Consider the following 16172-nt stretch of genomic DNA (forward strand, 5'->3'; position numbering starts at 1 on the left):
ATCGCGATGCCCACTCTGACACCGCCGCAAGACTGTGCAACGATGCAGGATCTGCGGGTTCAGATCGACAAGCTGGACCGCCAACTGATCGAAATGTTGGTGGCGCGCGCAGGCTACATTGACCGCGCGTCCGAGCTGAAGCCGGGCGAGGGCCTGCCTGCCCGTATTCCGGACCGTGTCGAAGACGTGGTGCACCGCGTGCGCGCAAGCTCGGCCGAGCTGGGAATGGATCCGGATTTGGCCGAAAGACTGTGGCGCATGTTGATTGACTGGTCGATTGCACGTGAGGAACGTGTTCTCGGCCCGGACTGAATGACCGGGCGCTTCACGCGCCCGATCCGTTTTTGAAAGAAGGGATCAAAGGATGGTAGCGCAGGTTATCGACGGCAAGGCCTTTGCGGCCAAGGTCCGTGCGCAAGTGGCCGATCAGGTTGCAAAGCTGAAAGAGGAAAACGGCATCACCCCCGGCCTGGCCGTGGTTCTGGTCGGCGAAGACCCGGCCAGCCAGGTCTATGTCCGCTCCAAGGGCAAGATGACCGTCGAGGTCGGCATGAACTCGTACGAGCATAAGCTGGATGTCGATACCTCGGAAGAGGACCTGCTGGCGCTGGTCGAAAAGCTGAACAACGATCCGGCTGTGCATGGCATTCTGGTTCAATTGCCGCTGCCCAAGCATCTGAACGAGGATCTGGTGATCAATTCGATCGACCCGGCCAAGGATGTGGACGGGTTCCATATCTCCAACGTGGGCCTGTTGGGCACCGGCCAGAAATCGATGGTGCCCTGCACCCCGTTGGGCTGTCTGATGATGCTGCGCGACCACCATGGCTCATTGTCGGGCATGGATGCGGTTGTGATCGGACGCTCGAACATCGTGGGCAAGCCGATGGCGCAGCTGCTGCTGGGCGACAGCTGCACCGTGACCATCGCGCACAGCCGCACCAAGGATCTGCCCGACGTGGTCCGCCGCGCCGACATCGTCGTGGCCGCCGTTGGCCGCCCAGAAATGGTGCCGGGCGACTGGATCAAGGAAGGCGCCACCGTCATCGACGTGGGCATCAACCGCATTGAACGCGACGGCAAGAACAAGCTGGTCGGCGACGTCGACTACGCCAGCGCCGCAACACGCGCCGGCGCCATCACCCCGGTCCCCGGCGGCGTAGGTCCCATGACCATCGCCTGCCTGCTGGCCAACACACTCACCGCCTGCTGCCGCGCAAACAAACTGCCAGAACCAGAAGGCCTCACAGCCTGACCTGTTTAAAATAGCTTTCGGAATGGTCGCCTCAGAGCGCCAGATAGCCTATGCCCGCAAACGCAACCAAACATCCAAGCCATTGGCGTGGCAACATCTTTTCACGCAAAATAGCCCAAGCCAACACAACCGTCAGCAGCCCAAAGACGGACGCTGTCACCGAGGCAAATTGCGCATTCGGCAACCCGCCGGCCGCGATCACGCAAAGGATGGCAACAGCATCCAGAACACCCATGACACAGAGAAGAGGCAGTGCCCGCCGCCTGGGCCAGATTGATCTGCGGGATGCCATGGCGATCATGCCTAGGGCAAAAACTGCCGTCAGCCGAATAACCAGAGAGACTGAGTATTCGTCATTTTGCTCGGTTGCATATTGTCCTAGCGCAAAGGTGGCGGCGAACCCGATTGCTGCAAGTATCGATAGCACCACCGTCGGGCCAGCTGCTGGGTATTCGGTTGCGTCGCGTTCAGATTGGGCAGCCACAACAGAAACGCCGACACCAATCGCGATAACGGCAAGCCAGTGCAACGGGCTGATCGTTGCACCGCGCCAGATGGCCAGTGAGACAGACAACACCGGATAGCTTGCAACAATCGGAGCAACCAGCCGGACGGGGCCGCGCTGAAAAGCGGCGTACATGCAGACGCCCGCCAACAGATAACACCCCCCTGCAGCAACAGCGCTGATCAATGCCGTGCTAGGAATTGGGTCGACTTCACCCATCATCGCAACCAGACCAAGTTGCAGTACCGCACCCGAAACCAGCACAGCCATGAGCGAAGCAATCACGCTGACTGACTGGCTGATATAGCGCACTGCCAGATCGTGTACCCCCCAGCAAAGTGCCGCCAAAAGGCCAAGCACCAGAGCGTTCATTCCGTCATCACCATCACTGATTTCACCTGGTTCCGCTTCTGAGTATGAGTATGTCACTGTTGATAAACTTATTTTCCTGCTATGCAATATTTCAGATGCCGGAGATACAGAAAGGCAGCACATGGAATCTGCGATAGAGCAACTTGGTGGTGAGACCCAACTGCGCGCTCTGGTCGAGCGTTTCTATGACCGGATGGAAACGGATCCGGCAGCGCATTCGTTGCACAGGCTGCATTTTCGGGGACATGGGCTAAACCACACCAGACAAGCTCAATTTGAATTTCTCAGCGGGTTTCTCGGCGGACGCGCCTACTATCGAGAACGTTTCGGCCATATGGACCTGCGCGAAATCCATGCGCATATTCCCATCCGGAAGGCCGACGCAGAGCTTTGGCTGGATACTTTCGATGCCGCATTGGCGGATTGCGAATTGACCGGTCCGGTTGTGGAAAAGATGCGCGCGACGCTTCGTAGGGCTGCGCTTATGCTGGTCAATGACGTTCCAGATTGGCGGTTGGAAGCAGATGCTGGGTATACGTAAAGACGCTTTGCGGAAATCACGTTACGTGTTCTGCGGTTCCAATTAAAGCTGATGCCAATGACTATTTCCAAAATACGGTCGGTCGAGAACATGCACCCACATTCTGATGGTTTTCTTTTCGATTTTTTGCAAAGGGTTGGCCTTAAACTCCCAAACGTCCAACGGGCTGCGCATCACGCGCAAAAGGTCAAATTCGTCTAGTTGCGGAATAGATTACTCTTTGCAGAAATGTACGATCTGCGGGTCGTCTTGATGCTTGGTGATGTGGTTGCAAAATAAGCTGGGACCCGCCTTGCGCATGCTGAAACATGAAAGCGTTCCTGACGAGCCTCTTGGGACCTCAAAAAACGGGGCCGCAGCTTTTGCAGCGGCCCAGAGATGCAACCCTGCAACCCGGCTTAGATGTCCAAAGTGTTGTCTTTTTCCCAGCGCGAGAAGTGAGAGACGAAAGAGTTCCATTCCTGATGTTTCATTTTCAGAAACGCGGATGAGAACTCGGCACCCATCATGGCCTTCAGTTCCTTGTCCTTGTCGTATTCGCGCAGGGCATCAAGCATGTTCAACGGTAGTTTCGGCGCACCGCGCACCTTGTGGCCTTCTGCATACATATCGATGTCCCAACGTTTGCCCGGGTCAGCTTTGGACCGGATACCGGACAGACCAGCGGCGATGATCACCGCTTGTAGCAGATAGGGGTTGGTTGCCCCATCGGGCAGACGCAACTCAAACCGGCCGGGCCCGGGAACGCGAACCATGTGCGTCCGGTTGTTACCTGTCCAGGTCACTGTATTGGGCGCCCATGTTGCGCCCGACATTGTCCGCGGCGCGTTGATACGTTTGTAGCTGTTCACAGTGGGGTTGGTAATTGCCGCCAGCGCCGAGGCGTGTTTCATGATGCCGCCAAGGAAGTGCTTGCCGCGCTCTCCCAGGCCAACCTCTCCGGTGGGGCCGTCGCCTTCACCTGCAAAGACGTTGGTCTTGGCCGCATCGCCCGGCGCATCCCAGACCGAGATGTGGGCGTGGCAGCCATTGCCGGTCAGGCCTTCAACCGGTTTCGGCATGAAGGTCGCCCGCAGCCCGTGCTTTTCGGCCACGGATTTGGTCATGAACTTGAAGAACGAATGCTTGTCTGCGGTGCGCAGCGCATCATCAAATTCCCAGTTCATCTCGAACTGGCCATTGGCGTCCTCGTGGTCGTTCTGGTAGGGGCCCCAGCCCAGTTCCAGCATGTAATCGCAGATCTCGCGTACCACATCATAGCGGCGCATTACGGCTTGTTGGTCATAACAGGGCTTTTCTGCTGTATCGAATGGGTCGCTGATTTGCTCGCCGTCCGGGGTCAGCAAAAAGAACTCAGCCTCGATACCAGTTTTGACATGCATGCCTTCGCTTGCAGCTTCGTCAATCAACCGGCGCAAAACGTTGCGCGGGGCCTGCGCGACATCCTTGTCTTCCATCACGCAATTCCCGGCGACCCAAGCCACTTCGGGCTTCCACGGCAGTTGAATGACCGAGGACGGATCCGGTACCGCGAGCATGTCCGGATGCGCCGGTGTCATGTCGAGCCATGTGGCGAACCCTGCGAAGCCAGCGCCATCTTCCTGCATGTCAGCAATCGCCTGTGCAGGCACCAGTTTAGCCCGCTGTCCACCGAACAGATCGGTGAACGAGATCATGAAGTATTTGACGCCTTTTTCTTTTGCGAAAGCTGCGAGATCTATCGTCACGATTGCTTTCCTTTCCCTGTTGAATTTTAGTTTTTCAAAGCAAAAACGCGGCCCCCATCAGGGAGCCGCGCAGCATCTATTCAGAACCCTTCCTTACCGGGGTACCAACTGGTTCCCGCCAGCGGCACCCGCGCCATTGCGGCGGCCTCCATTGTCAGGGCACACAAGTCCTCGGGCTCGAGGTTGTGCAGGTGATTGTGACCACAGGCGCGCGCAATGGTCTGCGCCTCAAGCGTCATAACTTTCAGGTAGTTACGCAGCCTGCGGCCCGCATCGACCGGATCCAGACGTGCGGCCAGTTCGGGGTCCTGCGTGGTAATACCAGCCGGGTCCTGTCCTTCGTGCCAATCGTCATATGCACCGGTTGTTGTGCCCAGTTTTTGGTATTCGGATTCCCATTTGGGATCGTTGTCCCCGAGGGCAACCAGAGCGGCGGTGCCGATAGCAACCGCATCTGCACCCAGCGCCAAAGCCTTGGCCACATCGGCCCCGGTGCGGATACCGCCCGAGATAACCAGCTGCACCTCACGATGCACACCCAGATCCTGCAGCGCTTGCACGGCGGGGCGGATACAGGACAGCGTCGGCAGACCGACATGTTCGATGAAAACGTCCTGCGTGGCAGCGGTGCCGCCCTGCATTCCATCCATGACAACAACGTCGGCTCCAGCTTTCACGGCCAAAGCAGTGTCGTAGTAGGGGCGTGTCGCGCCAACTTTGACATAGATCGGCACTTGCCAGTCAGTGATCTCGCGCAGTTCGAGGATCTTGATCTCAAGATCGTCCGGGCCAGTCCAGTCGGGATGTCGACAGGCCGAGCGCTGGTCGATACCCTTGGGCAGGGTTCGCATCTCGGCCACGCGGTCGCTAATCTTCTGACCCAGCAGCATACCACCGCCGCCGGGCTTGGCACCTTGGCCAACCACAATCTCAATTGCATCAGCCTTGCGCAGATCGTTCGGGTTCATGCCGTAACGCGAAGGCAAATACTGATAGACCAGCTTGGTTGAATGGCCGCGTTCCTCTGGTGTCATGCCACCGTCACCGGTGGTGGTTGACGTGCCCGCTGCGGATGCGCCGCGGCCCAGAGCCTCTTTCGCCGGACCGGACAATGCGCCAAAGCTCATACCCGCAATGGTGATCGGGATATCCAGCTCGATCGGCTTTTTGGCAAAGCGTGTGCCCAACGTTACTGAGGTATCGCAACGTTCGCGATAACCCTCCAACGGATAGCGCGATACCGACGCACCCAGAAACAGCAGATCGTCGAAATGAGGTACTTTCCGTTTGGCCCCCCCACCTCGAATGTCATAGATGCCGGTCGCAGCGGCGCGACGGATCTCGGCATTGATCGGGTTGGAAAATGTCGCCGACTGGATCGGCAGGGTGCGGGGGATCTGATCGTCCATATCTTTCATACCCTTCTTCCTCAGTAAGCGGCGGCGTTATCAACGTCGAAATTATAAAGCTGACGAGCCGAACCATAGCGTTTGAACTCTTCCGGTTTGGCGTCGCTGCCCGCGCGGGCCAGCAGATCCCTCAGGATATCCAGATGCTCGGGACGCATATCCTTCTCGATGCAATCCGCGCCGAGGCTCTTGACCGAACCACGCACGAACAGCCGGGCTTCGTAGAGTGAATCCCCCAGCGCATCCCCTGCGTCCCCGCAGACTACCAGATTGCCGTCCTGTGCCATGAAGGCGGACATGTGGCCGATGTTGCCATGAACGACGATATCGATCCCTTTCATTGAGATGCCACAGCGCGAGCTGGCATTACCTTTGATCACCAGTAATCCGCCATGGCCTGTCGCTCCGGCGTATTGGCTGGCGTCACCATCGACGATGACCTGACCGGACATCATGTTTTCGGCCACGCCCGGACCAACAGAGCCTTCAACCTTGATGGTTGCCTGCTGGTTCATCCCGGCACAATAATACCCGGTCGAGCCTTTGACCGTCACCTCAATCGGCGCGTCCAGACCGACGGCGATTGCGTGGCTGCCTTTAGGGTTCACAATTTCCCAGCGGGTTTGATTGGTCTCGGCGTTTTGCGCCTGCAGGGATGAGTTCAATCCGCGCAGCCCGTCTGCCTCTAGATCATAGGTCTGCATATCAGGCGGCCTTTTCGTGGGTTGTAGGGCTGTCGTTGTGCGACCAGAAATATACGGTGGAAGGTTCAGGTTCCCAAACCCGGGCGTCTTCAATGCCCGGCAGGTTTACCAAAGCACGGTATTCGCTACCAAAGGCCACATATTGGTCTGTTTCGGCCATCACCGCAGGCTTACAGGCAATTGGGTCTCGTACGACGCCAAACCCGTCTTTGGTGCCAACAACAAAGGTAAAAAAGCCGTCCAGATCATCGATGCTGGTTTCCAGAGCTTCACCCAGTGTTGCGCCGTTCATCATTTTCCAGGTTAGATATGCTGCACCCACTTCGGTGTCGTTCTCGGTCTGGATAACCACACCTTCGCGGCGCAGTTTGCGGCGCAACGAGTTGTGGTTGGACAGCGATCCATTGTGGACCAGACACTGATCGGGGCCGGTGTTGAACGGATGTGCGCCCATTGTCGTCACGGCGGATTCGGTCGCCATACGCGTATGCCCAATGCCATGGGTGCCGCTCATACCGTTGAGGTTAAATCGGTCTGCAACATCTTTAGGCAGGCCAACTTCCTTGTAGATTTCGAGGCTTTCGCCGCGGCTCATGATCCGAACCGACGGGCGGATGTCGGCCAGCGCAGCGCGTGCGGCTTCAAACTGACCGGCGGGAATTTCAAGAACGGTGTGTGTGTCGTTGTTTGTCTGACCAACCGTTGCGCCCAGCTTTTCACCCAGTTCATCAGCCAGGCCGACAAAGTCAGCATCGGGGTTGGGCGACTGGACTGTAATCTTGGTTTTGCCTGCCGACTCTGCGCCATAGATCGCGATACCGGCACTATCGGGGCCGCGGTCTGTCATCGTAATCAGCATGTCCGTCAGCATGTTACCCAGTTGGGGCGCAAGAGACTGGTCTTTGAGGAATAATCCAACAATTCCGCACATGGCTGGCAGATCTCCTTGTGTGTTTCACTATGATTCGACGGTATCAACAAAACTGGGGGACATCAATAATAGTAGGAAAGTTTTTTTCCTAAGAGGCAATGGGCGCGATCTCTGATTTCACGCCCATTGCCAGTTCTTAAAGCTGGATCAGTATCGTTCCAGTTGTGCCTTCACCTTCTCTTCGTCGCCAGTGTGGCGGGCCTTCTCAAGGTGTTCACCTTCCCGGACGAACTGGATGCGATGCCAGCCAATCCAGAAGACCACACCAATGATGACCATCAGAACTTCGTAACCTTGGAAGGGGTAGATCGGACCGACCTCGGCAAGATCGACAGCCCAGCTTGTGTATCCATTCGTAGACATGTCTTTCTCCTTTACTTCGCTGCCGCGCCAGCACGGGCAGCCAATTCCTGTTTGTCAGCTTCAATGATCGCTGTCTTGGCATCTTCGTAGGCGTGGTGCTCGGCGTAATCGAGGCCCTGAAGTTCAACCTCTTCCGGGATGCGAAGCACACCTGCGGCCGCTTGCATCTTGGCCAGAGCCCAGCCGGGTAGGAAGCCAAGAACAAAGAACATGATGACCGCGCCGGTGATTTGACCGATCGGGTTGATTGTTGCGTATCCTTCGTACGGCGAAGATGGCACACCCCAGAGGACAAAGCCTGAAATCACCAGGCCAACAACCCCGGCATAACCGTGCACAGCAACGGCGCCCACCGCATCATCCAGCTTGAACCGGCGTTCAACCCAGTAGTGCAGCTTGTACACGATCACGACGCCGATCGCGGCAATGATCATTGCCTGAATCGGATGATACAAATCGTTTCCGGCCGAGGCAGTGATAATTCCGGCAAGCCCGCCTGAGAAGGTCCAGAACGCATCACCTTTCGAGATCACATAAGCCGCCATCAGACCGCCGGACAGCGACATCAGGAAGTTGAAGGTGATCGCCGACAGGGTCGTCGGAGCCAGATAGATATTGGTAGCTGTCCAGGTTACGCCAGTGATCTGCCCATCGATCCCTTCAGGTGAAATCACAGGCACGTTGCACGCGGCATAGAAGCCCCAGAAGCCAGTGTAGATCAGGAAGATGCCGATCGTCAGCAGCCACGGATTGTGCGGAGGAATGTCCCGTGGTGTCCCGTCCTTGGCGAACTTGCCTAGGCGCGGGCCAAGAACCATGATTACACCCAATGCGTAACCACCTGCAATTGCGTGAATTACACCGGAAGCGTATGCATCATGGTAGCCGAGAATTCGAACCATCCAGCCACCGTAGTGCCAGCCCCATGCAGCGTCGATGATCCACCAGACCGATCCGATCATGACCGCATGTACCCAGAGCGCCGAAGACCTGATCCGTTCGATCACGGAACCCGAAACGATCGAGGCTGCCGTCCAAGAGAACAGCAGGAATGCTGCCCAGAAAACGCCGGTGATTCTGTCACTAACATTGGTTGCCATCGTGTCGGCCCAAGGCAGATTCGCTGCGCCCGCTTCTGCGTCCAGACCGCCCCAGAACGGAAAGTTCGGAAAAGCCCAGTAGATCCACCATCCAAAGAAGAAGAACGTGACCGTCACCAGTGGGATGATCATGATGTTTTTCATCAATGTGTGCATATGGTTACGGGCACGGCTGGCGCCGACTTCGTACATGCAAAAACCCACATGGATGAGGAACATGAAAACGACCGTTACCCAGTAGTAGAACTCGGTAAAGATCGTCGTGAGAGCATTTAGATTGCCATCCACTTCGTAGTCTCCCTGTTGTTGCAGCAGGAGGTCTCTCTGTGGAGTTTTCCTGCTGGGAAATTTTATCTACTCAGGGGACAATCTCGTGGGGCACCTGTCAATAGATATGTGGGGCAAACATCTTTAACGGTGGTGTCGCATACTCAATTTGAAGGGTCGGAAACTGGCTTTTCTTCATGAAAATAAGGGGTTTTCTTTAACTCTAAGCCCCCGTCTAAGGGTTCAGAATTTGAAGGCAAATATTCCCAACAGGAAAATAATCTGCACAGAGGTGTTGATTTTCAATCTGACATCGGCCTCAATATGGGCAACAAAAAGCAATCAACGGGAGAGCTGAACCATGGCCATTCTTTGGAGGACGTCCGCCCTTGCGCAGCGCCATGCCGAGATCGGCGGCGAACTTGAGGACTGGAACGGCATGGGAACCGCATGGTTCTATGACCACAGCCCGGAGCGCGCCAAAGCTGATTATGAGGCAATCCGCACCAAGGCGGGCCTCATGGATGTTTCCGGACTGAAAAAGGTTCACGTGGTCGGCGAAGATGCCGCTTATGTCATTGATCGGGTCACCACGCGGAACGTGGAAAAGATCATGCCGGGTCGTTCGACCTATGCCTCGATTCTGAATGCCGAAGGTAAATTCGTTGACGATTGCATCATCTATCGCTTGTCGGTGAACACATGGCTTGTGGTGCACGGCACCGGCACGGGCATGGAGCAGCTGACGTCGGTTGCGGCTGGAAAGAACTGCTCGGTCATTTTTGACGACGACATGCACGACATGTCGCTGCAGGGACCGGTGGCCGTTGATTTCCTGGCCAACCACATTCCCGGAATTCGGGATCTGGCCTATTTCGGCATCATGCAAACCAAACTCTATGGCTGCCCCGTGATGATTTCGCGGACGGGCTATACTGGTGAGCGCGGATACGAAATTTTCTGTCAGGCCAAGCACGCAGTACACCTGTGGGACAACATTTTGGCGGAAGGCAAGGATATGGGGATCGTCCCGGTACAGTTCTCGACCCTCGATCTGCTGCGCACCGAGAGCTATCTGCTGTTTTACCCCGGTGACAACTCGGAAACCTATCCCTTCGACGATGAAACATGCGGTGATACGCTTTGGGAACTGGGCCTGGAATTTACAGTCTCACCCGGTAAAACCGGATTTATTGGGGCCGAGAACCACTATGCCGCGCAAGGCAAAGAACGGTTCAAGATCTACGGCGTCAAGCTTGGCGGCACGACCCCTGCGGATGAGGGTGCGGACCTGCTGCAAAACGGCGAAAAGGTCGGGGTTGTCACCTTTGGCATGTATTCCGAAATCAACGGGCACAACGTAGGTATCGCGCGAATGCCGGTCGCCTGTGCCTCACCCGGCACCAAGCTGACAGTGCGCAACGGTGATGGGACAGAAATAGCGGTGACTGCAGAAGAGATGCCGTTCTACGATCAGGACAAATCTATCCGAACCGCAAAGGGCTGAGTTTCAGGGGGCGCAACGGACACACCGTGGCGCCCTTTTCCTATTTGAGGGCACAATGTCAAAGTTCGAATTTCCCAAGTCAATCGCAAGCCGCCCAGTCTGGGGCACGCTAGAGGTCCGCCCGGGCGAACACCATCTCATGATCGCTGAGGCCGAAGGGGTCGAAGCCGTTCTTGCCATCGCAACACCCGACCTGATGGCCAAAACCCATCTGATCTACATTCCCAAGGGAACGGATTACGTTGAGCGACTGCAGGCACTGAAGCCTGCGCAATTCTACGAAGGTCCATCCTATGAAGCCTCGCTGCAGCGCATTCGCCGCGTTTTGGAAGACGCGCATATGGGGTTGCAGGTCTACCTGACCGGCTCTGAAGGCATGATGGGTCAGGCCATGAACGAGGTGATGGCCGTAGGCCTGCCGCACACGGCAATTCAGACCGAACATCGCGGATCGGTTGCGCGCCGAATGCAATGTGTGCATTGCAAAGGCATCACCGAAGATGTTGAGGTTGACCCCTTTGTCTGCGCGCATTGCGGGCTGAACCTGTTCGTGCGCGATCATTATTCCCGCCGTCTTGCCGCCTATCAGGGCGTCCGTGTCGATGCCGAAGACCATGGCAACGTGCCCGAGCCGAAGGGGATCTACGAATGAGTGGTGCCGAGAAAATCCAAGCCAAAGTGACCGAAATCACTCCCTTGAACGAGTTGGTGACGCGGTTCCGGTTCGAACGTATCGACGGAGGTCAGTTGCCGACCTTTTCGGGCGGGGCTCATACGGTTGTCGAAATGCAGGATGGTGGCATCACGCGGCTTAATCCCTATTCGCTGATGTCGGACCCGTTTGATCAGTCATCCTACACCATTTCGGTTCGGCGTGATGATGAGGGCAGGGGGGGGTCACTATTCATGCACCGCCAGGTCAAGCTGGGCGACGAGATGACCATCAGCTATCCGGTCAACCTGTTCTCGCTCGATTTACGCGCCCGCAAGCACCTGTTTCTGGCCGGTGGCATCGGGATCACCCCGTTTCTGGCGCAGATCAAACAACTTGAATTGCTGCACGAACATTGGGAGCTGCACTATGCCTGCCGCAATCACGCGCTGGCGTCTTATGCGGATCAACTGACCGACCGGCATCCCAATGAGACGCATCTGTACTACGACGACCAGAACCAGCAGATTGATCTGAAGAACCTGCTGAGCGGGCAACCTTTGGGCACACATGTCTATGTCTGCGGCCCCAAGGGCATGATCGACTGGGTACGCAACACGGCCGCTGCTGAAGGCTGGCCCGATGATTGCGTGCATTACGAAGAGTTTCTGGCCCCACAGCCCGGCAAACCGTTCGAAGTGCGTCTGGCCGCGTCAGACAAAGTCGTTCATGTCGGCGAGAACGAAAGCCTGCTGGAAGCTATCGAGCGCGAAGGCGTGGATGCGCCCTATCTGTGTCGTGGCGGAGCCTGCGGTCAGTGCGAAACCGTGGTCCTAGACCACGACGGCAACTTTGTGCACCGCGATCACTGGCTGACCGACGAAGAAAAGGCATCGGGCAAGAAAATCATGCCCTGCGTATCGCGTTTCGAGGGCAAGTCCCTCGTGCTGGACCGCTGAGAGGAGGCCCACCATGACCATTCAATTCAACGACGAGTCCTTCCGCGACGACTATACGTTCCACAACTCGGACTGGGCGATCAAACGTTTTCCGTTCCCATTTCACGAAGACAGCTACATGTACTCGGTCAACATGGAACAACATCGCGGCGGGCCAGAGGGATCAGTCTATGAGATGCGGTTCGATGTGGACGAGCATTATGTCTCGGAAATGAAAGACCGCGCAATGGTTCTGGATCAGGACCCGCTGCGTTGTCAGTCGTTGCCGCATATGACATTGGCTGGTTGGGACTTGCTGGAACTGATCATGGTCAGTAAGTCCGAAGACTATCCTGATCTGTTCGAGTTGCATCGCAACGGCAATCAGTGGCGCTGGATCAACAAGCCAATGGGCATCGATCACAGCTTTACCTTCATGGATGAAACCACGCTGCCTTATGGGCCGATGGAATACATCACGCGACAGGCTCAGGGCGATTTCGCTGTGCTGGATCAGCGTGATGAGATGCTGTGGATGGATGCTGGTATGGTGACGACGCAAGCCGATTGGAGTCTGGATTTCGACATCGGCATGAACTTTTTCGAATGGCATGCGCCGGTTCCGAAGGCCCATGAAATGGGTATTTTCCAGCGCGCGCTGAAGTTCTTGCTGAATATCCAACAGGGCGCCCCTGTGCGGCGTCTCAACTGGACCATGACGGTGAATCCTTTGCTGGATACAAGTCCGGAAAACTATCACAAATGGGGCATTCAAAAGACCACGTTGACGCCCGAAAACATCGCCCACAAGCAGCATCTGCGGGTCGAGTTGCAGACGTTCTTCCGTCTGCCGCGCTCCAATGCGCTGGTGTTCCCGATCCGCTGCTATCTGTGCAGTTTTCAGGATCTGATGACTGTTCCCAAATGGGGTCGCCGTCTGCACCGGGTTATTCGGGACCTGCCTGAAGAGCTGGCAACGTATAAGGGGTTCATTGACAACCGTCCGATGATGCTGGACTATCTCAGCCAGTTCGACGACGGGTTACCCACTTCGCCAGGGATTTGGCCGGACTTGGAAACGGAACCGCCTTTGTCGAAGTGAGCATTGTGAAGTGCCCTTGCTCAAATGACTGATCCGGACATCACGCCTTGGCTTATTCCAAGCGATGACTTTGCTTTGTATGACGCGCTTGCGCTGCTTCGTGCGTCATTTCAATTCATGGATGCCCGGATCGACCCGCCGTCTTCTATCCATAGACTGACGGTGGAAGGGATGCGGGAGCATTGTCAGGATGGTGGTGAAATCTGGGCCATTGGTCGACCGCTGTTCGCATGTATGTTTCTGACGCCCAAACCCAACTGCCTGTACTTGGGGAAGCTTGCAGTTCAGGAAGGATTGCGGGGGCAAGGTATCTGCCGCACATTGGTGGATCATGCTGCAAGCCGTGCAACTGAGCTTGGTCTGCCTGCGCTGGAACTGGAAACGCGCGTGGAACTTACTGAAAACCATCGCGTTTTTTCAAGGCTTGGGTTCACGATCGTGAATACGGGCAGCCATGAAGGCTATAACAGACCCACGGATTTCCAATTGCGCAAGCCGATCAGTTTGTCTGTGGATAGCTGATCACCGATATGTAGCGGGCCGGCAGATTAACCAACCGTTCCGGGCCATGGGGTGAATCCGCATCAAAGAACAGGGTGTCACCTGGTTTCAGGGCGTAAATCTGGTCTCCATGGCGGTAATCCACTTCACCTTCCAGCATGTAAATCGTCTCGATGCCACCATGTTGGAATGTTGGAAACACATCGGATTTAGCAGTCAAGGTGATCAGATAGGGTTCCACGATTACGCCTGATCCGTTGGCGCCTATGTGCCCCAAAAGATTATATTGATGGTTGGCGCGTGTTCCTTCACGCTCCAACTCGACACCTTCACCTGCTTTTGTATGAACCGCCTCCCGGCGTTCTTCGAACTGTCTGAAAAAACTTGTCAAAGGAACCGACAGTGCATCCGCCAATGACTGCAAGGTCGTCAAGGACGGTGACGTATTTCCATTTTCGATCTTGGACAGCATGCCGATCGACAATCCGGTTAGCTGTGCAAGCTCCGCGACGGTTATTTCCTGCTGCTTGCGAAAGGCGCGAACCTCGCGGCCGATGGCAACTTCAAGAACTTTTTCTCTGTTACCCGAACGAACGGAATGTGGGTCCTGAGTCAGATTTGCCGCCATTTCTTTATCGCGTTTTTTCAATTTCACTCTTTCAATGTCTTGCTACACTTGTCCAAACCGGTTCTGCAAGCAGGAGCAGCGGAAAACCCAATCCATTCGGAGCATCATAGCATCAAAGTTTTCCTGATAGTAAAATAATCATGCTGTCAGAAAAAAAGGCCAGAGATCAGAATTCCACTTTTTGCCGGCTTTCCGATAGCGAGCCTGGCATCTTTGATCGAACCTTTGCGTGCCGCAAACGAGATCGCCAGGGCAAGAGGCATTTTGCCGATCGCTTGTGACTAAAAGCGGAAAAGTCAGCTCCAGGGACAATGCCCGGCAGGAGGTTGAAACTAATTTGTTGGATCCCCGGTCCAAAAAACGCAACGGTGACAAGAGCGACCTTTACTGGCCGACTGACGAACAGATGACCAAGCTAGCCCCTTTTTTGTCCGAATTTCCACGGCCAACCTCGGGTCGATGATTGGTGGGTCTTGAATGGGATTATCTTCATCAACCGCAATCGGTTGCGTTGGCGAGACGTGCCTGAAGCCCATGACCCGCACAAGACTCTTCATAGCCGGTGGAGCGAGAAAGACATCTTCGCACGAATGATGGCCGGTTTAGCCGCCGAGCACGGCGAAAAGAGGACGGCTATGATAATGGCGGCCTCTCTAGAAACCCACCGCACGGCGTCCAGTTGGGGCGTCAAAAAGGGGGCATGGCCGCCTGATCGGTCGAACTAAAGGTTGTATGAATACCAAACTGCACGCCATCTGTGCCAGCAAAGGGCGGCCTTTGAACCTCTTGGTGACTGCCTGGCAGGTCAATGAGCACAAAGGTGCTCGGGCTCTGCTTGGCAGCCTGCCAAACGTGGATTGAAGTCTAAGGGGTCGCGGCTATGACGCCAACTGGTTCAGAGTGGCGTTGAAAGACAAAGGGATATGCGCCTGCATCCACGACCGTATGTAGCGCAAGACACCGATCAAATACGACAAGCACAGATACTAGCGGCGAAACCGCATTGTGATCATGTTCGGCAGGCTCAAAGACTGGAGTCACGCGGCGACCCGATATGACCTCTGTCCCAAAGTTTTTCTTTCAGCCATCGCACTCGCGGCATCTGTCATTTACTGGTTTTGAATCCTGACCATAGGCTTGAAAAGCTTTTCAAAGATCGATGGTGAACTTATTTTGGCACAATGAGGATTTCTTTTGTGTTTTTAGCGAATGATCAGCTTTGGGGCAAATTGCTCAACGCGGCTTTGTTGCATAAATCGGCCTAGGGGATTCATCTTGTGAATCCAGCATGGTTGCTAAGGCGTTAAGTCCCGGCATCTGGTGGATTGGATTGACGATGAATCGATCTGGTCCTGAAGTCCAGGTTTTGCAGATGTATTCGCATGGCGTGAGATCGCTTAGTGCCTTCAAACGACGGGCGTAGTTGTAGGCATCGAGGAAGTCGGCCAAGTGCGGGCGAAGCTGGTCGTGGTTTTCGTAGTGATACCGCTTGACGGTTGCGTCCTTGATGGTGCGGTTCATGCGTTCGACCTGACCGTTGGTCCATGGGTGGTTCGGCTTTGTCAGACGATGTTCAACCCCGTTGACCTCGCAGATCATGTCGAACCGCATCGGCCTGGAATAGATAGTGTTCCGGTTCCGGGGTTGCTCTGCGAACTGGATGCCGTTGT

Annotated in this window: 17 protein-coding genes and 1 pseudogene; 9 read left to right on the forward strand and 9 right to left on the reverse strand. The window is 55.7% G+C overall.

Annotation, left to right across the window (positions count from 1 at the left end; translation table 11 throughout):
* Window positions 1–6 precede the first annotated feature (6 nt).
* Window positions 7–312, forward strand: coding sequence for a chorismate mutase (locus tag DHN12_RS15500; protein ID WP_058272292.1), 306 nt, complete (start codon window positions 7–9; stop codon window positions 310–312).
* Window positions 313–364: 52 nt separating this feature from the next.
* Window positions 365–1255 (forward strand): bifunctional methylenetetrahydrofolate dehydrogenase/methenyltetrahydrofolate cyclohydrolase FolD, encoded by an 891-nt coding sequence (gene folD / locus DHN12_RS15505; RefSeq protein WP_108861023.1) that lies wholly within the window; start codon window positions 365–367, stop codon window positions 1253–1255.
* A 31-nt stretch (window positions 1256–1286) separates the two neighbouring features.
* Here folD and DHN12_RS15510 read toward each other — a convergent pair whose 3' ends face one another.
* Complete coding sequence (locus DHN12_RS15510; protein ID WP_234416657.1) at window positions 1287–2189, reverse strand: DMT family transporter; 903 nt, start codon at window positions 2187–2189, stop codon at window positions 1287–1289.
* A gap of 64 nt (window positions 2190–2253) precedes the next feature.
* On the opposite strand from DHN12_RS15510, the gene DHN12_RS15515 reads away from it, so the two are divergent.
* Entirely contained in the window at window positions 2254–2673 is a 420-nt protein-coding gene (locus tag DHN12_RS15515) for a group II truncated hemoglobin (RefSeq protein WP_108861024.1), read from the forward strand.
* A 398-nt stretch (window positions 2674–3071) separates the two neighbouring features.
* Here the strand turns inward: DHN12_RS15515 and glnT are convergent, their stop codons facing one another.
* From glnT to DHN12_RS15545, 6 genes are all read right to left on the reverse strand, one after another.
* Window positions 3072–4400, reverse strand: a complete 1329-nt coding sequence (gene glnT, locus DHN12_RS15520; protein ID WP_108861025.1) for a type III glutamate--ammonia ligase — start codon at window positions 4398–4400, stop codon at window positions 3072–3074.
* A gap of 80 nt (window positions 4401–4480) precedes the next feature.
* Entirely contained in the window at window positions 4481–5809 is a 1329-nt protein-coding gene (locus DHN12_RS15525) for an FMN-binding glutamate synthase family protein (protein WP_108861050.1), read from the reverse strand.
* 20 nt (window positions 5810–5829) lie between these two features.
* Entirely contained in the window at window positions 5830–6513 is a 684-nt protein-coding gene (locus DHN12_RS15530; protein WP_108861026.1) for a GXGXG domain-containing protein, read from the reverse strand.
* A gap of 1 nt (window position 6514) precedes the next feature.
* Window positions 6515–7444 carry a glutamine amidotransferase family protein gene (locus tag DHN12_RS15535; protein ID WP_108861027.1) on the reverse strand — a complete coding sequence of 310 codons (930 nt, stop codon included), beginning with the start codon at window positions 7442–7444 and terminating at the stop codon, window positions 6515–6517.
* A 147-nt stretch (window positions 7445–7591) separates the two neighbouring features.
* Entirely contained in the window at window positions 7592–7807 is a 216-nt protein-coding gene (locus DHN12_RS15540; protein WP_108861028.1) for a hypothetical protein, read from the reverse strand.
* Between the two features lie 11 nt (window positions 7808–7818).
* Window positions 7819–9195 carry an ammonium transporter gene (locus DHN12_RS15545; RefSeq protein WP_108861029.1) on the reverse strand — a complete coding sequence of 459 codons (1377 nt, stop codon included), beginning with the start codon at window positions 9193–9195 and terminating at the stop codon, window positions 7819–7821.
* A 340-nt stretch (window positions 9196–9535) separates the two neighbouring features.
* Here DHN12_RS15545 and DHN12_RS15550 point away from each other — a divergent pair, with 340 nt between their 5' ends.
* Genes DHN12_RS15550 through DHN12_RS15570 form a run of 5 tightly spaced genes read left to right on the forward strand, consistent with a single transcriptional unit; the run spans window position 9536 to window position 13895 of the window.
* On the forward strand, window positions 9536–10681 hold the full coding sequence (locus DHN12_RS15550) for an aminomethyltransferase family protein (protein ID WP_108861030.1): 1146 nt from the start codon (window positions 9536–9538) through the stop codon (window positions 10679–10681).
* Window positions 10682–10736: 55 nt separating this feature from the next.
* Window positions 10737–11333: a dimethylamine monooxygenase subunit DmmA family protein gene (locus tag DHN12_RS15555; protein WP_108861031.1), complete on the forward strand. Its 597-nt coding sequence runs from the start codon at window positions 10737–10739 to the stop codon at window positions 11331–11333.
* Window positions 11330–12292, forward strand: coding sequence for a PDR/VanB family oxidoreductase (locus DHN12_RS15560; RefSeq protein WP_108861032.1), 963 nt, complete (start codon window positions 11330–11332; stop codon window positions 12290–12292). Before DHN12_RS15555 ends, DHN12_RS15560 begins: the two co-directional genes overlap by 4 nt.
* Window positions 12293–12305: 13 nt before the next feature.
* Window positions 12306–13373: a DUF3445 domain-containing protein gene (locus DHN12_RS15565; protein WP_108861033.1), complete on the forward strand. Its 1068-nt coding sequence runs from the start codon at window positions 12306–12308 to the stop codon at window positions 13371–13373.
* A 24-nt stretch (window positions 13374–13397) separates the two neighbouring features.
* On the forward strand, window positions 13398–13895 hold the full coding sequence (locus tag DHN12_RS15570) for an N-acetyltransferase (protein ID WP_108861034.1): 498 nt from the start codon (window positions 13398–13400) through the stop codon (window positions 13893–13895).
* On the opposite strand, the gene DHN12_RS15575 is transcribed toward DHN12_RS15570, so the two are convergent.
* Window positions 13873–14502: an XRE family transcriptional regulator gene (locus DHN12_RS15575; RefSeq protein WP_108861051.1), complete on the reverse strand. Its 630-nt coding sequence runs from the start codon at window positions 14500–14502 to the stop codon at window positions 13873–13875. The two genes, DHN12_RS15570 and DHN12_RS15575, sit on opposite strands and share 23 nt — an antisense overlap.
* Window positions 14503–14908: 406 nt before the next feature.
* On the opposite strand from DHN12_RS15575, the pseudogene DHN12_RS15580 reads away from it, so the two are divergent.
* A pseudogene (locus tag DHN12_RS15580) lies at window positions 14909–15624 on the forward strand (IS5 family transposase).
* Window positions 15625–15735: 111 nt separating this feature from the next.
* On the opposite strand, the gene DHN12_RS24850 reads toward DHN12_RS15580, so the two are convergent.
* A partial coding sequence (locus DHN12_RS24850) for an integrase core domain-containing protein (protein WP_234416658.1) occupies window positions 15736–16172 on the reverse strand: 437 nt, incomplete at its 5' end.

Origin of the sequence: Ruegeria sp. Alg231-54, assembly GCF_900143525.1 — a bacterium.
Lineage (GTDB): Bacteria > Pseudomonadota > Alphaproteobacteria > Rhodobacterales > Rhodobacteraceae > Ruegeria.

Bases quoted from the DNA above. Each gene is read 5' to 3' on its own strand.
- DHN12_RS15500 (WP_058272292.1), top strand. From the start codon at position 7: ATGCCCACTCTGACACCGCCGCAAGACTGTGCAACGATGCAGGATCTG.
- folD (WP_108861023.1), top strand. From the start codon at position 365: ATGGTAGCGCAGGTTATCGACGGCAAGGCCTTTGCGGCCAAGGTCCGT.
- DHN12_RS15515 (WP_108861024.1), top strand. From the start codon at position 2,254: ATGGAATCTGCGATAGAGCAACTTGGTGGTGAGACCCAACTGCGCGCT.
- DHN12_RS15525 (WP_108861050.1), bottom strand. From the start codon at position 5,809: ATGGACGATCAGATCCCCCGCACCCTGCCGATCCAGTCGGCGACATTT.
- DHN12_RS15530 (WP_108861026.1), bottom strand. From the start codon at position 6,513: ATGCAGACCTATGATCTAGAGGCAGACGGGCTGCGCGGATTGAACTCA.
- DHN12_RS15535 (WP_108861027.1), bottom strand. From the start codon at position 7,444: ATGTGCGGAATTGTTGGATTATTCCTCAAAGACCAGTCTCTTGCGCCC.
- DHN12_RS15540 (WP_108861028.1), bottom strand. From the start codon at position 7,807: ATGTCTACGAATGGATACACAAGCTGGGCTGTCGATCTTGCCGAGGTC.
- DHN12_RS15550 (WP_108861030.1), top strand. From the start codon at position 9,536: ATGGCCATTCTTTGGAGGACGTCCGCCCTTGCGCAGCGCCATGCCGAG.
- DHN12_RS15555 (WP_108861031.1), top strand. From the start codon at position 10,737: ATGTCAAAGTTCGAATTTCCCAAGTCAATCGCAAGCCGCCCAGTCTGG.
- DHN12_RS15560 (WP_108861032.1), top strand. From the start codon at position 11,330: ATGAGTGGTGCCGAGAAAATCCAAGCCAAAGTGACCGAAATCACTCCC.
- DHN12_RS15565 (WP_108861033.1), top strand. From the start codon at position 12,306: ATGACCATTCAATTCAACGACGAGTCCTTCCGCGACGACTATACGTTC.
- DHN12_RS15570 (WP_108861034.1), top strand. From the start codon at position 13,398: ATGACTGATCCGGACATCACGCCTTGGCTTATTCCAAGCGATGACTTT.
- DHN12_RS15575 (WP_108861051.1), bottom strand. From the start codon at position 14,502: ATGGCGGCAAATCTGACTCAGGACCCACATTCCGTTCGTTCGGGTAAC.